The sequence below is a fragment of the Shigella dysenteriae genome (assembly GCF_022354085.1).
GTDB classification, from domain to species: domain Bacteria; phylum Pseudomonadota; class Gammaproteobacteria; order Enterobacterales; family Enterobacteriaceae; genus Escherichia; species Escherichia coli.
In genome coordinates this window covers 1,106,504-1,120,560 of record NZ_CP055055.1, presented here as the reverse complement: position 1 = coordinate 1,120,560, position 14,057 = coordinate 1,106,504, and the positions used below count along the sequence as shown (strand labels likewise).

Genomic DNA, 14,057 nt, shown 5'->3' with positions numbered 1-14,057 from the left:
TCCATCAGCAAAAGGGGATGATAAGTTTATCACCACCGACTATTTGCAACAGTGCCCATCGGCGTAGTAGTGGATGTGGTCGATGACAAAGCCGGTGCGGGTCAGCGTGCGCCGGAGGATCGGCAGAAAATCGACCAGGAACGAAGTAGCGCGTGTGACGACGGCCGGTACGCCGACACGCGCCACGGCCTCGGCCCAGCGCGCGGCCGGCGGTTGGAGCAGGCCGTTGTGCACCGAACCGTGGTAGGTGCCGACCGCCAATGTGAGCCAGCGCTCTAGCTCGCGCAGCGTCAGGGCGGCCTTGTTTTCGGAATCGTAGTCGCCGCGCTGGTCAGGGTTGGAGAAGGTCGTTCCCGGCAGTTCGTCGTGAATCATCTGCATCGCCGTGCCGATGATCCGTTCCACGATGCCGCCATAGTGCGGCTGTCCCAGCGGGCGATAGTCCAGCCGGATGCCATGCTGCTCGCAACCCCGGCGCAGGGCCTCGCTCTTGAACTCGGCCGCGTTGTCTAGGTAGAGCAGCAAGGGCTTGCCGCTCATCTGCCAATCCATTTCCACGTTCAGTCCTTCCAGCCAAGGGCGCTTGTCGCAGGCGACATGCACGAGGCACAGGCCAACCGAAACGGCAGACGGCGCTTCCAGCGTGACGACCATGCCGAGCACGCAGCGGGTGAACACGTCGATGGCGAGGGTCAGGTACGGGCGGCCAATAGGTTGCCGGTCGCGGTCATCGACCACGATCAGGTCGATGACCGTATGGTCTATCTGCACCTGCTCCAGCGGCGCGGTCACGGCAGGAGGCTCGCCGCCCACACCTTGTAGGTCACGAGCGGCATCCTGGCCTTCCCGCCGGCGGATGACCTTGCGCGGGTCAAGGCTAGCGATCCGTAAGGCCACGGTATTGCGCGCCGGCACTCGCAGTTTTTGAGCCTTGCACACCTGAGTGACTTCGCGGTGAAAGGCCGCTAGGCTGCGCTTCTGCTTGGTCAGGAACCGCTTTTGCAGTAGCTCGTGGATGACGCGCTCGACCGGTTCCGGCAAGCGCCCCTTACCTTTACCTCCACCGGACTGGCCGGGCACCAGATCCGTCACGAGGCCGCTGCCTTGCCGGGCACGCCGGATCAGAACGTATACCTGGCGCCGAGACAAGCCCAGCGCCTGAGCCGCCATATCGGCCGCTTCGTGCCCGACCGTCTCCGACTGCGCCAACGGACTGATGATCTCCGCACGACGGCGCGCACGCTCCCAAGCCTCATCAGGCAGAGTGGCCACGCCTTGTTCTGGAATCCGTGGGGTGTCCGTCGCCATGCTCACCTCGCTTTGGTGCACACGAGTATTGAGCATAGTCGAGATTGGTGCAGATCACTTCTGATATTGAACTGTCAGGAGCTGGCTGCACAACAGCCATTACGCCCAATCAACTGGTGCAGTCGTCTTCTGAAAATGACATCCATGCCCAGCCCGTGCGCGAGCTGGATCACCGCCCGCACGATAGTTTGGTCACGGGCATCATCCGGGAGCCTGGCGACAAAGGATTGGTCGATTTTCAATGTGGTGATGGGGCAGCATTTCAGATGTTGCAGGCAGGAATAGCCGGTGCCGAAGTCGTCGGCGGCGAAGCGCACGCCGATGGCGCGCAAGGCGTCGAAACTGGCGAACAGGGCTGGATTGCCGAATGCGACCGATTCGGTCAGTTCGATCTCCAGAAGCTCGGCGGGCAGGGCCATATCGGCCAGCACCCGCTTTACCTCGTCGTCGAACGTTGGCCCAACCTGGCTGGCGGACACATTGATGGCAAGACGGAACGGTTGCCATGCCGGTCCTTGCCACTTGTGCATCTGGCGACAGGCCTCGCCCAGCACCCACGCGCCTATTTCCGGCATCAGGCCGAACGACTCGGCCAGCGGCAGGAACTGGCCGGGCGGCAACAGGCCAAGCCTCGGATGCCGCCAGCGCATCAACGCTTCCGCGCCAGCGATCCGGTGATCGCGCAGATCGACCAGCGGCTGGTAATGCAGGTCAAGCTGTCCGCGCGCCGCCGCCTGCGCCAACTCGGCCGCCGTCCATCCGGCGGGCTGCGAACTCGTCATGATCCGCCCCGGAAGGCGCGCAGCAGCCGCGTTACGGCCAGAACGAACAAGCCGGTCAGCGCGAGCGCGGCAACACCCCAATGCTCGCCAAGGAAGGCACCGGCGGTCGTCCCGGCCAGCACGGCGGCGAGAATCGGCAGATGGCAGGGGCAGGTCAACACGGCCAGCGCACCCCACAGGTAGCCGGAAACGGGTTGGCGCGTCTCGGGCGGCAGTTTGTCAGGGGCGTTCACGGCAATGCCTCCTCGTGCGCCCGCTCGGCTGGCATGGAGGCCAGTTGCGCGTCCAGATGGGCCAACGCCGCGCGCCGCCGCTCGACCAACTGGCGCAGCACGGCAAGCTGCGCTGCGGCTTGTGCGCCGTCCGCTGCGTCGAGCGCACGGCACAGCCGCGCCAGGGCATCCAGGCCGATACCCGCCTCGAAGGCCGCGCGCACGAAGCACAGCCGTTGCAAGGCCGCATCGTCGAACACGCCGTAGCCGCCCGTGGTGCAGGCCACCGGCCGTAACAAGCCGCGCACCAGGTAGTCGCGCACGATATGTACGCTCACCCCAGCGTTATGGGCCAGTTGCGATACCGTGTAGGCGCTCATCGCACACCTCCTTGTCCTCACCCGGCGCAGCAGGAAAGCTGCTTCACATCCTTGTTGAAGGTCTGCGCCGCGAGCTTCAACCCTTCGACCATCGTCAGGTAGGGGAACAACTGGTCGGCCAGTTCCTGCACCGTCATCCGGTTGCGAATCGCCAGTGCGGCCGTCTGGATCAGTTCGCCCGCTTCCGGGGCCACTGCCTGCACGCCGATCAGTCGTCCGCTGCCTTCTTCAACCACCAGTTTGATGAAGCCGCGCGTGTCGAAGTTGGCGAGCGCGCGCGGCACGTTGTCCAGCGTTAGCGTGCGACTATCAGTTTTGATGCCGTCATGGTGCGCTTCCGCCTCGCTGTAGCCTACGGTCGCCACTTGCGGGTCGGTGAACACCACGGCCGGCATCGCGGTCAGGTTCAGGGCCGCGTCACCGCCGGTCATGTTGATCGCGGCGCGAGTGCCGGCCGCTGCCGCCACATAGACGAACTGCGGCTGGTCGGTGCAGTCGCCTGCGGCGTAGATGTGTTCCACGCTTGTACGCATGCCGGGGTCGATGACGATAGCGCCTTGCGGGGTGAGCGTGACGCCCGTCGCATCCAGTGCCAGCTTGCGTGTGTTGGGCGCGCGGCCGGTGGCGACCAGCAGCTTGTCGGCGCGCAGTTCGCCGTGCGCCGTGGTGAGCACGAATTCGCCGTCCCCTTCACCATTGATATACGCGACCTGGCTGGCCTGGGTGTGTTCCCTCACCTCGATGCCCTCCATGCGGAATGCGGCCGTGACGGCTTCGCCTATAGCTGGGTCTTCGCGGAAGAACAGCGTGCTGCGAGCCAGGATCGTCACCTTCGCTCCGAGTCGGGCGAACGCCTGCGCCAGCTCCAGCGCCACCACTGATGAGCCAATCACGGCCAGGCGCTTAGGAATCGTCTCGCTGACCAGCGCTTCAGTGGAAGTCCAGTACGGAGTGTCTTTCAGGCCGGGAATCGGCGGCACGGCCGGGCTCGCGCCGGTGGCGATCAGGCAGCGGTCGAATGCCACCACGCGCTCGCCGCCGTCGTTGAGTTGCACGATCAGGTTGCGATTGTCCTTAAAGCGGGCGGAGCCGTGCAGCACAGTGATCGCCGGATTGCCCTCCAAGATGCCTTCGTACTTGGCGTGGCGCAGTTCATCGACGCGGGCCTGCTGCTGGGCCAGCAGCGCCGTGCGCTGGATGGTCGGCGTGGTAGCGGCGATGCCGCCATCGAACGGGCTTTCCCGGCGCAGATGGGCGATATGGGCGGCGCGGATCATGATCTTGGACGGCACACAACCGACATTGACGCAGGTGCCGCCGATGGTGCCGCGCTCGATCAGCGTGACACGTGCGCCTTGCTCGACGGCCTTCAGCGCCGCTGCCATCGCGGCCCCGCCGCTGCCGATGACGGCGATATGCAATGCGCCGCTGCTACCCGTCTTGTCGTTTCTGCCCAGCAGATCGCGCATCTTGTCGAGCAATCCGCCCGGCGTCGAAACTGAGGGGGCATCGGCCAGCGTGGCCCGATAACCGAGTCCAGCTACAGCGGCCGTCAGCGCGTCGGGTGACGTGCCGACCTCAATGGCGAGCTTGGCGCTGCCCTTGGCGTAGGAGACATCCGCTGATTGCACGCCGGGCACTTTCTCCAGGGCGTCCTTGACATGCACTGCGCACGAGTCGCAAGTCATGCCGGTGATTTTGAGAGTGCTCATACCATCGTTCCTTATTCGTGTGGGCCGCCGTGTCGCACGGTCAGCCGTCTTTCACAAGCGCTTGGCGGGGAGTTCGCAGCCGTCCGGTCCGCAACGGCGATGCGCCGGCGACACGAAGTCCCAGATCGACACCCCAATCATCAAGGCCAGGCCGACGTACATCAGGTTCGCCGTCCACCAGTTGCCGAGCAGCCAGACCGTGGCCGCAAACACGATGGCCGGGCCGATCATGCCGAGCAGACTGCGCAGCCATTGCCGATGACTGAACCAACCCAGCGCGTTCGCCAGGAAGGCCAGCGCGGCAAACAGCGGCAGCAGGCGGCTGATGAACAGTCCCTCGTACTGGCTCAAGAAGCCCAGCCCGATGGCCGCGCCGAAGCTGGCGAGGGCTGGAAAGCAGGCGGCGCAGCCCATCGCGGAAACGACGCTGCCGAGCGCGCCGGTTTTATCGGCAATGCGTGTCATCAGTCCCATGAAGCGGCTCTCGCTGTTGTCGTTGGCTTGCTGGCTCACTGCTTGACGCTGGACGGATAGCCGGCGTCTGCGGTGGCCTTGGTCAGCTTCTGTACGCTGGCCTTGGTGTCGTCAAAAGTGACGACGGCCTCGCGCTTCTCGAAGCCCACATCGACCTTGCTCACGCCTTCGACCTTGGAGAGCGCTTTCTTGACTGTGATCGGGCAGGCGACGCAAGTCATGCCGGGAACCGCTAGCGTGACGGTCTGGGTAGCGGCCCACACCGGGGCAACAGCGGCGGCGAGGGCAAGGGAGGCAAACAGTTTCTTCATGATGAACTCCTGGTTAATAGAAAAATGGAACGACATAGGGAAATCCAAGCGCGACCAGGACCAGCACGGCCACGATCCAGAAAATCAGCTTGTAGGTGGCGCGCACCTGCGGAATCGCGCAGACCTCACCTGGCTTGCATGCCTGCACGGGCCGGTAAATCCGCTTCCAGGCGAAGAACAGCGCCACTAGCGCCGCGCCGATGAACAACGGTCGATAGGGTTCCAGCACCGTCAGGTTGCCGATCCAAGCACCGGAGAAGCCCAGGGCGACCAGTACTAGCGGCCCCAGGCAGCAGGTCGATGCAAGAATGGCGGCCAGCCCGCCGGCGAAGAGCGCACCGCGCCCGTTTTGTGGTTCAGACATACGTTGGCCCTTTTGAATTTGGATTGGATAGCGCAACCTTACTTCCGTACTCATGTACGGAGTCAAGCGATATGGAAAATAATTTGGAAAACCTGACCATTGGCGTTTTTGCCAAGGCGGCCGGGGTCAACGTGGAGACAATCCGCTTCTATCAGCGCAAGGGCCTGTTGCGGGAACCGGACAAGCCTTACGGCAGCATCCGCCGCTATGGGGAGGCGGACGTGGTTCGGGTGAAATTCGTGAAATCGGCACAGCGGCTGGGGTTCAGTCTGGACGAGATTGCCGAGCTGTTGCGGCTCGACGATGGCACCCACTGCGAGGAGGCCAGCAGCCTGGCCGAACACAAGCTCAAGGACGTGCGCGAGAAGATGGCCGACTTGGCGCGCATGGAAACCGTGCTGTCTGAACTCGTGTGCGCCTGCCATGCACGAAAGGGGAATGTTTCCTGCCCGTTGATCGCGTCACTACAGGGCGAAGCAGGCCTGGCAAGGTCAGCTATGCCTTAGCGTGCTTTATTTTCCGTTTTCTGAGGTGCCCCCTAATAGTGTTCTTCCATTTCGGTAAAAATCCCTACCATGGATTCCCACTCGTCCGGGGGGTAATGACTCCAACTTATTGATAGTGTTTTATGTTCAGATAATGCCCGATGACTTTGTCATGCAGCTCCACCGATTTTGAGAACGACAGCGACTTCCGTCCCAGCCGTGCCAGGTGCTGCCTCAGATTCAGGTTATGCCGCTCAATTCGCTGCGTATATCGCTTGCTGATTACGTGCAGCTTTCCCTTCAGGCGGGATTCATACAGCGGCCAGCCATCCGTCATCCATATCACCACGTCAAAGGGTGACAGCAGGCTCATAAGACGCCCCAGCGTCGCCATAGTGCGTTCACCGAATACGTGCGCAACAACCGTCTTCCGGAGCCTGTCATACGCGTAAAACAGCCAGCGCTGGCGCGATTTAGCCCCGACGTATCCCCACTGTTCGTCCATTTCCGCGCAGACGATGACGTCACTGCCCGGCTGTATGCGCGAGGTTACCGACTGCGGCCTGAGTTTTTTAAATGGCGGAAAATCGTGTTGAGGCCAACGCCCATAATGCGGGCGGTTGCCCGGCATCCAACGCCATTCATGGCCATATCAATGATTTTCTGGTGCGTACCGGGTTGAGAAGCGGTGTAAGTGAACTGCAGTTGCCATGTTTTACGGCAGTGAGAGCAGAGATAGCGCTGATGTCCGGCGGTGCTTTTGCCGTTACGCACCACCCCGTCAGTAGCTGAACAGGAGGGACAGCTGATAGAAACAGAAGCCACTGGAGCACCTCAAAAACACCATCATACACTAAATCAGTAAGTTGGCAGCATCACCGTGTACTAGAATCATTTTGGTTGCAGGAGTTACAGATTTTTAAGCATAATTTTCCATCAGATTTATTATCTATGGTATCAGTGAAAATATAGGACACTTCAATACTCTGCCCGTACTTATCAGTCATCTCATATGACCATTGCCCCGTTCGTTTCGCATTCTTAATGAATTCGATGGACTCTGCAGGACAACCATGAAGAATAGGCAGAATTTTATCAGGATGCTTAATGAGTAAAATTATTATATTTACAATGTTTGAAAAGAAATTTTTGCTATTTTTTATTTCATCGATTTTTTCCGCTGAAATGTTTACTAAGTTTTCATTTCCGGAAATGAAAAGCGATTTGCCATGGGGGCTTTTTTTAAATTGTTCTTCTGTTTTAGAAAAGACATCATCCTTAAAAGGTAGCAACTTAGAACCAGTAATAAACGGTTTTAATAAATTCGAATTTGAAATTGTCATATCTTTGCTCCACTACAGGGTTATCCTGGAGCATGTTGTACATAACATCATGGGCAAAGAATACCAAAAATCGCTCATATCGATCGGGACAAATATTTAACAAATTCAGCCCTGACATTGAGCAGCTTTTTTGCGCTGCGTAGTGTCAGGGCTGGTGACTAACGACGTAACAAATAAAACAGATGCTTTAGTTCATCCACACCGTAGCCGAAATGGCAGGCAAAGCCAGAATCCCGTCTGTCAGTTGCCCATGGCCTTCTTTGCGTTGCCATTGCACGACATTAAGAAACGGTGACGCGGGTAGCACCACTTCACAGGCTTCGCCACGGTTAATTGCCACCAGTACACGCTGCTGATTCAGCACGCGGACAAATACCACCACGTTATCTTCCGCATACAGCACCTGACAGCCGCCACGACGCAGCGCCTGACTTTTCTTACGCAGCACAATCATTCGCTGGTACAGCGCGAATAACGCCGTATCCTGCTTTTCCACCTGCCAGGGAAACGGTTTACGGCAAAACGGATCGTTTTTACCATCCAGTCCCACTTCATCACCGTAATAAATGCACGGTACACCAGGCCAGGTGAACAGCCAGACCACCGCCAGGGGCAGGCGCGCAACATCCCGACCGAGCAGCGTTTTAAATCGCGCAGTATCGTGGCTGTCGAGCTGATTAAACATACGTAATTGCTGTTGATGAGAAAGCCCTGCGCGGTAATTATCCATCCAGGCCATACAGGTTTGAGCGTCAATTTGCTGCGGATCGTAAGAGATGTCGGTATTGGCAAGAAATCCCCACAACGGGAATGTGAAGCCGCGATAGTTCATGGCGGCATCTTCCACATCGGCCTGTAACCATTGCCGTGCATCGCCAAAATGCTCTCCAACTATATACGCTTCTGGCTGGGTTTCTTTCGCCGCTTCGGTGATCCCGGCAACGTGCTGCAAATTATTGCGCGCCCCACCCGCTTCCCCCAGCATATGCACCACATCCAGCCGCCAGCCGTCCATATTCCACGGCGCTTTCAGCCAGTGGCGGACAATACTGTCTTCCCCGCGATAAATTTCATTCACCAGACTTTCCGACTGATAATCCAGCTTCGGCAAGCTGGCATAGCCAAGCCAGTCGAGCGCCGTGCCATCATCACTAAACGAGTACCAGTCGCGCCAGGGCGATTCGGGGTTGTGACAAGCTCCCCCCGTGCCACGATTGTGCCTGTCAAACCAGGCATGGGAATCGCCACTGTGGTTAAACACGCCGTCCAGCACCAGCCGCATTCCCAGCTGCTGCGTATTGTGTCGCAAACGCAGCAACGCCCCATCACCGCCAAACTGCGGATCGACATGGCGATAATCCTCGGTATCGTATTTATGTACGCTGGGAGCTTTAAACACCGGATTGAGATACAACGCCGTCACGCCAAGTTTTTTCAGATACGGCAGTTTTTCGCTTATCCCGTCCAGATCGCCGCCATAGAACGTTGATCCGCCCGCCTGCGCCGTGACCGGTTCATCCCAGTCACGCAATATGATCTCTTGTCCGGCTGCGTGATGGTAATAGACATGATCCTGTTCAGCTTCACGAGGAAGGCTACGGGCGAAACGATCAGGGAGGATCTGATAAAAAATCTGATCCGCAGCCCATTGTGGGCCGATATCCGGTACATCGATGGCAAACTGCTCCAGTCGTGCTGGCGGCATTCGGCTGAAGCCCTGCGGTGTAAACCAACGCTGGCGATCGTGCCATAGCAATTTGAAACTATAACGCCGCCGAGGTTGTCCGCTGGAGAGATCGATCGCCGCCCGCCATGCGGTGACACCAGGCTGCGGCTGACTGCGCTGCTTATGCATCGGTACTGACATTTCTTCGTTATCGTGTTCTGTACGCAGCATAATGCGCTGCGGTGGGTCTTCGCCCGTCAGCCACAGTGTAATGAGCAGTTGATCTTTGCTTTGTTTAACAAATGGGGGCACCGGCAGGTGCCATGCATTTAACATCATAATTCCCCTGTGATGAAAATCTGATCACCTTGCCATAGCCTAATGCAGGATCACTCATCATCTGAAGGATATTTGGGGGAGGAGGACGGGGGCGGATAACTTTCGGAATAGCCGGATCAGGATTTCCTCCTGAACCGGCTTACAGAACGCAAGGATTACTGGTTTTCAGCCAGCTGACGATCGTGGCGGCGTTTAAACATCCAGCCAATCAACAGCACAACAATCCACGCGAAACCGACATACAGCGAGATACGCGTATCCGGGTGATAACCAATCAACCCGATAATAAAGAGCAGGAAAATCAGCCCGCCGATGGTCGTTGCTACCCCACCCGGCACTTTAAATTTCAGCGCCTTAACTTCTTCTGGCGGCAAACGGCGACGGAAGGCAATTTGCGACAGCAGGATCATAATCCACACCCATACCGTGGCGAAGGTTGCCAGCGAAGCGATCACCAGGAAGACGTTTTCCGGCATGATGTAGTTCAGATACACCGCAAACAATAGCGCGGTAGTCATCACCAGCACCGTAACCCACGGAATACCGCGACGCGACGTTTTGCTGAAAATTTTCGGTGCGCTGCCCTGCTCTGCCATACCGTGGAGCATACGGCCTACGCCAAATACGTCACTGTTAATTGCCGACAGCGAAGCAGTCAGCACAACAAAGTTAAGAATGCTGGCGGCAAAGGTAATGCCCATATGCTGGAACGTCAGCACGAACGGGCTACCGGCAGTGCCAACCTGATTCCACGGGTAGATAGACATAATGACGAACAGCGTACCGACGTAGAACACCAGAATACGCATCGGCACGGAGTTAATCGCACGCGGTATCGATTTCTCAGGATCTTTCGCTTCACCGGCGGTAATCCCGATAATTTCGATCCCACCGTAAGCAAACATCACCATTTGCAACGACATCACCATCCCAAGCCAGCCGTTACTGAAGAAGCCGCCGTTGCTCCACAGGTTATGAATACCGGTCGGTTGCCCGCCGTTGCCAATCCCCCAGATGATGATGCCGAAACCGGCGACAATCATGATGATGATAGTGGCGACTTTAAAGAACGAGAACCAGAATTCCAGCTCACCGAATACCTTCACGCTCATCAGGTTTACGGCGCAAATGATCAGCACCACGCTCAGTACCCAAATCCAGTGCGGCACCGTCGGGAACCAGACACCCATATAGATACCAAAAGCGGTCACATCGGCGATGGCGACAATAAGGATTTCAAAGCAGTAGGTCCAGCCGGTAATGTAACCTGCCAGCGGGCCGAGGTTTTCCTGCGCATAACGCGAGAAAGAGCTGGCGGCCGGGTTATGTACCGACATTTCCCCCAGCGCACGCATAATGATATACGCCGCGATACCACCGATAATATAGGCCAACAACACGCTCGGACCGGCCATTTTGATGGCGTCTGCCGAACCGTAAAACAGCCCGGTGCCAATTGCTGAACCCAGTGCCATAAAGCGTATGTGGCGGGTACTTAGCCCACGCTTTAGCTTGTTCTTACTTTCCATCAATTCCTAACCCATCAACACAATAAAAAACCACGGGGCATCGCAGCCCCGTGGTTAAAACAAATGTTCAGTGATTTAGTGAGCGCTGGAGGTCACCTGACGACCTGCCGCGCGATCCCAGATAATGGCCAGAACCACCATCACCACTGTTGGCATTAACCACGCCAGACCTTGTTCGGCCAGCGGTAAACGCTGCGCCCAGGACGGTAAGATATCGCTGAATGCAGATGCTTTGATCCCGTCGAGAATACCAAAAAGCAGGCTGATAAACATCGGCGGAGCAATCACGCGGGACGAATTATGCCACCATGAGCGTGTAAAACTTAATACAACCAGTGCGATACACGGCGGATAAATAGCGGTCAGCACCGGTACGGAGATCTGGATCAGCTGGCTTAAGCCGAGGTTAGAAACCACCATCGAGAAGCCGCCGAGGATAAACACCAGCGTACGATAAGAGAGCGGTACGTACTGGGCAAAGAATTCTGCACAAGCACAGGTCAGGCCAACTGCCGTTACCAGGCAGGCGATGAAGATTAACGCCGCCAGCAGGAAGCTACCGCCGCCGCCAAAGGTGTGCTGAACGTAAGCATGCAGAATAGCAGCGCCGTTTGCAGACTGATCGACCAGCGACGCGCTGTCTGAACCCAGACGGAACAGCGCCAGGTACAGCAGAGTCAGACCAACACCCGCCATCAGGCCAGCCCAGACGGTATAACGGGTCAGCAGACGCGCTTCGGTAACGCCACGAGAACGCGCCGCGTTAACAATAACGATACCAAACACCATTGCGCCCAGCGTATCCATGGTCAGATAGCCGTTAACGAAGCCGTTAGAAAACGCAGCGTTTTGATAAGCCTCAGTCGCCGTGCTGATAGAACCCGCCGGCCAGACAATCGCGGCAACGGACAGGATAACCAGCGCGATAATTTTCAGCGGCGCAAGGAAGTTGCCCACGGTATCCAGCAGTTTGCCCGGATAGAGAGAAACCAGAATAACGATAGCGAAATAAACCAGGCTGTAGATAAACAGCGGCAGTGCGGAATCACCCGTCAGCGGCGCAATGCCCACTTCAAAAGAAACGGTAGCTGTACGCGGCGTAGCGAAAAGCGGCCCCACAGCCAGGTAACAAACCGTTGCCAGCAGCACGCCAGCGACTTTACCGATTGGCGTGCTGAGGCTGTCAACACCGCCGCCAACTTTTGCCAGCGCCACTACCGTTAATACCGGCAGACCAACGGCAGTAATAAGGAAGCCGAATGCCGCAGTCCAGACGTGTTCGCCTGCCTGTAAGCCGACCATTGGAGGGAAAATAATGTTACCTGCGCCGACGAACAACGCAAATGTCATAAAGCCCAGAGCGATGATATCGCGCGATCTTAATTGATGGGTCATAAATCATACTGCCTGTGGATGTGGTGTTGTAACGTTAAATTTTTGTGCCAATCCCTGGGGATGATACAGCGGTATATTTAAACAATTTTAGCGGGAAATACTCCCAACCAGGCGCGGCGAAGAATAGTTTTTCGATTTACCGCGTGAATGCAGTCAGTATGACAGCACCTGAAGCGCAATTTAAACGCTTATAACGTTTTAAAGCAAGGAGGGATCTAAAAACCAGAGGTATATAGCGATAAGAAATCACCAACCAGTATAAAACACTATTTCCGTGAAAAAGACATGGCTAATCATGCGAACAAAAAATCACCAACCGTTGTAAAATCTAGCGCCCGTATTTTGACTGCAAAGAAAATAAGCCAGCATCGGCTGGCTTATGGCAATAAAAGATGACAAAGGCGGATTAATCGCTGTTTTTGGCAATTAAACGTTCCGGGATAACAAAACTGAAACGTGTTCCTTTTCCTACTGTACTCTCAATATTCAGGCGACTTTCGTGATGATTCACCGCATGTTTCACGATCGCTAACCCTAATCCGCTACCGCCGGTTTGCCGGGAACGCGCTTTATCAACGCGATAAAAACGCTCGGTCAGGCGCGGAATATGCTCCGGTGCAATGCCCGGTCCGTTATCTTCAACGCTAAATTCGGCACCGTGCGGCACTCGCTGCCAGCGTACGGTGATATGCGTGCCTTCCGGCGTATGATTCACGGCGTTATAGACCAGGTTCGAAATCGCACTGCGTAGCTGATCTTCGTTGCCAGACACCTTGAGGCCGTTATCTATCTCAAAGGTAAATGTCTGTTTTTTCTGACTCAGAGTCTGAGCCTCGCGCTCAACAACGCGCAGCATCATCGGCACATCAACCTTTTCATTGAGCAAATGCGTCGGCGCGGCTTCAATTTTCGACAGCGTCAGCAATTGCTTCACCAGCCCTTCCATCCGCTGGGTCTGCTCGCGCATGGTGTGCAACGCTTTTTCACGTACCGCGCCTTCCAACGGTTGCTCATCCATCATCTCCAGGTAACCCTGTAACACGGTCAATGGCGTGCGTAACTCATGGCTTACGTTGGCGAAAAAGTTGCGCCGCGCCCCTTCCAGTTGATGCATTTGCGTGACATCACGCGCCACCATCAGCAACTGTTTGTGGGTATAAGGCATGACGCGAATTTCCAGATGCCGCCCGGTGTTGAGCACCAGATTGAGCGGGCGAGAAAAATCACGCGTTTTCAGATATTGCGTAAACTCCGGGTAACGCAGCAGGTTAAGGATGTTCTGCCCGTTATCTTCCGGCCAGCGCAAACCAAGAATCTGTTGCGCCAGACCGTTACACCAGAAAATACCGCCCTCTTCCGTGGTCAGCACCACTGCGTCGGGCAGCGACTCCGCGCCGCTACGAAAGCGTTTAATCAGATTGCCCAGTTCACGGCGGCGTTTTTTATTTCGCAGCTGCATCTGGTGTAAGCCGTATAGTAGCGGTTCCCAGCTACCACGCCCCGGTGGCGGGGTCATACTACGATCCACCCACAGCCACCATGAAAGGCGCAATAAATTCCAGAAATGCCAGATAAGCAGTCCCGTTACCGATGCCAGCAAAAACCAGGGCAGGTAACCAAAAAATGCACCCAGGATGAAAACCGGGAGGCAGCAAAGTAGCAGCTCCAGCACCAGCCTTTTCCACGACAGCCGTTCCAGCACGTAAGATACTCCAGTTAAGAAATCATAAGCCCTGCTCTGCGTCCGATGAGCAAGG

The 14,057-nt window shown here is 56.8% G+C and carries 14 protein-coding genes and 1 pseudogene; 1 reads left to right on the top strand and 14 read right to left on the bottom strand.

Features of this window, described 5'->3' with window-relative positions:
- Window positions 1-39 precede the first annotated feature (39 nt).
- The 8 genes from HUZ68_RS05340 to HUZ68_RS05305 form a co-directional block, all read right to left on the bottom strand.
- Window positions 40-1,308, bottom strand: coding sequence for a DNA-binding domain-containing protein (locus HUZ68_RS05340; protein ID WP_000179845.1), 1,269 nt, complete (start codon window positions 1,306-1,308; stop codon window positions 40-42).
- Window positions 1,309-1,382: 74 nt separating this feature from the next.
- Entirely contained in the window at window positions 1,383-2,051 is a 669-nt protein-coding gene (locus tag HUZ68_RS05335) for an EAL domain-containing protein (protein ID WP_001300294.1), read from the bottom strand.
- 35 nt (window positions 2,052-2,086) lie between these two features.
- Complete coding sequence (gene merE / locus HUZ68_RS05330) at window positions 2,087-2,323, bottom strand: broad-spectrum mercury transporter MerE (RefSeq protein WP_000993386.1); 237 nt, start codon at window positions 2,321-2,323, stop codon at window positions 2,087-2,089.
- Window positions 2,320-2,682 (bottom strand): mercury resistance co-regulator MerD, encoded by a 363-nt coding sequence (gene merD, locus HUZ68_RS05325; protein WP_001277456.1) that lies wholly within the window; start codon window positions 2,680-2,682, stop codon window positions 2,320-2,322. The genes merE and merD overlap by 4 nt, the downstream gene beginning before the upstream one ends.
- A 17-nt stretch (window positions 2,683-2,699) precedes the next feature.
- A complete protein-coding gene (gene merA / locus HUZ68_RS05320; RefSeq protein ID WP_000105636.1) occupies window positions 2,700-4,394 on the bottom strand; it encodes a mercury(II) reductase in 1,695 nt (564 codons plus the stop codon).
- A 51-nt stretch (window positions 4,395-4,445) separates the two neighbouring features.
- On the bottom strand, window positions 4,446-4,868 hold the full coding sequence (gene merC, locus HUZ68_RS05315) for an organomercurial transporter MerC (protein ID WP_001340589.1): 423 nt from the start codon (window positions 4,866-4,868) through the stop codon (window positions 4,446-4,448).
- 35 nt (window positions 4,869-4,903) lie between these two features.
- The gene (merP, locus tag HUZ68_RS05310) at window positions 4,904-5,179 is read right to left on the bottom strand and encodes a mercury resistance system periplasmic binding protein MerP (RefSeq protein WP_000732293.1); all 276 of its coding nucleotides are present in this window, start codon (window positions 5,177-5,179) and stop codon (window positions 4,904-4,906) included.
- 13 nt (window positions 5,180-5,192) lie between these two features.
- The gene (locus HUZ68_RS05305; protein WP_001294663.1) at window positions 5,193-5,543 is read right to left on the bottom strand and encodes a mercuric transport protein MerT; all 351 of its coding nucleotides are present in this window, start codon (window positions 5,541-5,543) and stop codon (window positions 5,193-5,195) included.
- A 71-nt stretch (window positions 5,544-5,614) separates the two neighbouring features.
- On the opposite strand from HUZ68_RS05305, the gene merR reads away from it, so the two are divergent.
- Window positions 5,615-6,049 (top strand): Hg(II)-responsive transcriptional regulator, encoded by a 435-nt coding sequence (merR, locus tag HUZ68_RS05300; protein WP_000429836.1) that lies wholly within the window; start codon window positions 5,615-5,617, stop codon window positions 6,047-6,049.
- A gap of 106 nt (window positions 6,050-6,155) precedes the next feature.
- Here merR and HUZ68_RS05295 read toward each other — a convergent pair.
- The 6 genes and pseudogenes from HUZ68_RS05295 to phoR all read right to left on the bottom strand — a co-directional run bounded on the left by HUZ68_RS05295 (window position 6,156) and on the right by phoR (window position 14,002).
- Window positions 6,156-6,853 (bottom strand): IS1-like element IS1B family transposase gene (locus tag HUZ68_RS05295; RefSeq protein WP_095033700.1). Its coding sequence is split into 2 segments (ribosomal slippage): window positions 6,156-6,604 and window positions 6,604-6,853, totalling 699 coding nucleotides; the frame shifts between segments, so codons are not numbered across the junction.
- A 56-nt stretch (window positions 6,854-6,909) separates the two neighbouring features.
- A pseudogene (locus tag HUZ68_RS05290) lies at window positions 6,910-7,371 on the bottom strand (hypothetical protein); the annotation flags it as partial.
- Between the two features lie 187 nt (window positions 7,372-7,558).
- The gene (gene malZ / locus HUZ68_RS05285; protein WP_033814857.1) at window positions 7,559-9,376 is read right to left on the bottom strand and encodes a maltodextrin glucosidase; all 1,818 of its coding nucleotides are present in this window, start codon (window positions 9,374-9,376) and stop codon (window positions 7,559-7,561) included.
- A 155-nt stretch (window positions 9,377-9,531) separates the two neighbouring features.
- Window positions 9,532-10,905, bottom strand: coding sequence for a proline-specific permease ProY (gene proY, locus HUZ68_RS05280; RefSeq protein WP_001295329.1), 1,374 nt, complete (start codon window positions 10,903-10,905; stop codon window positions 9,532-9,534).
- A gap of 75 nt (window positions 10,906-10,980) precedes the next feature.
- Window positions 10,981-12,300 (bottom strand): branched-chain amino acid transporter carrier protein BrnQ, encoded by a 1,320-nt coding sequence (gene brnQ, locus HUZ68_RS05275; protein WP_000149639.1) that lies wholly within the window; start codon window positions 12,298-12,300, stop codon window positions 10,981-10,983.
- A gap of 406 nt (window positions 12,301-12,706) precedes the next feature.
- Window positions 12,707-14,002, bottom strand: a complete 1,296-nt coding sequence (gene phoR / locus HUZ68_RS05270) for a phosphate regulon sensor histidine kinase PhoR (protein ID WP_239594063.1) — start codon at window positions 14,000-14,002, stop codon at window positions 12,707-12,709.
- Window positions 14,003-14,057 lie beyond the last annotated feature (55 nt).

What these genes read in the sequence shown, in the direction of transcription:
- merD (WP_001277456.1), bottom strand. Translation starts at nt 2,682, where the DNA reads ATGAGCGCCTACACGGTATCGCAACTGGCCCATAACGCTGGGGTGAGC.
- merP (WP_000732293.1), bottom strand. Translation starts at nt 5,179, where the DNA reads ATGAAGAAACTGTTTGCCTCCCTTGCCCTCGCCGCCGCTGTTGCCCCG.
- brnQ (WP_000149639.1), bottom strand. Translation starts at nt 12,300, where the DNA reads ATGACCCATCAATTAAGATCGCGCGATATCATCGCTCTGGGCTTTATG.
- malZ (WP_033814857.1), bottom strand. Translation starts at nt 9,376, where the DNA reads ATGATGTTAAATGCATGGCACCTGCCGGTGCCCCCATTTGTTAAACAA.
- proY (WP_001295329.1), bottom strand. Translation starts at nt 10,905, where the DNA reads ATGGAAAGTAAGAACAAGCTAAAGCGTGGGCTAAGTACCCGCCACATA.
- merA (WP_000105636.1), bottom strand. Translation starts at nt 4,394, where the DNA reads ATGAGCACTCTCAAAATCACCGGCATGACTTGCGACTCGTGCGCAGTG.
- merR (WP_000429836.1), top strand. Translation starts at nt 5,615, where the DNA reads ATGGAAAATAATTTGGAAAACCTGACCATTGGCGTTTTTGCCAAGGCG.
- merC (WP_001340589.1), bottom strand. Translation starts at nt 4,868, where the DNA reads ATGGGACTGATGACACGCATTGCCGATAAAACCGGCGCGCTCGGCAGC.
- HUZ68_RS05305 (WP_001294663.1), bottom strand. Translation starts at nt 5,543, where the DNA reads ATGTCTGAACCACAAAACGGGCGCGGTGCGCTCTTCGCCGGCGGGCTG.
- HUZ68_RS05340 (WP_000179845.1), bottom strand. Translation starts at nt 1,308, where the DNA reads ATGGCGACGGACACCCCACGGATTCCAGAACAAGGCGTGGCCACTCTG.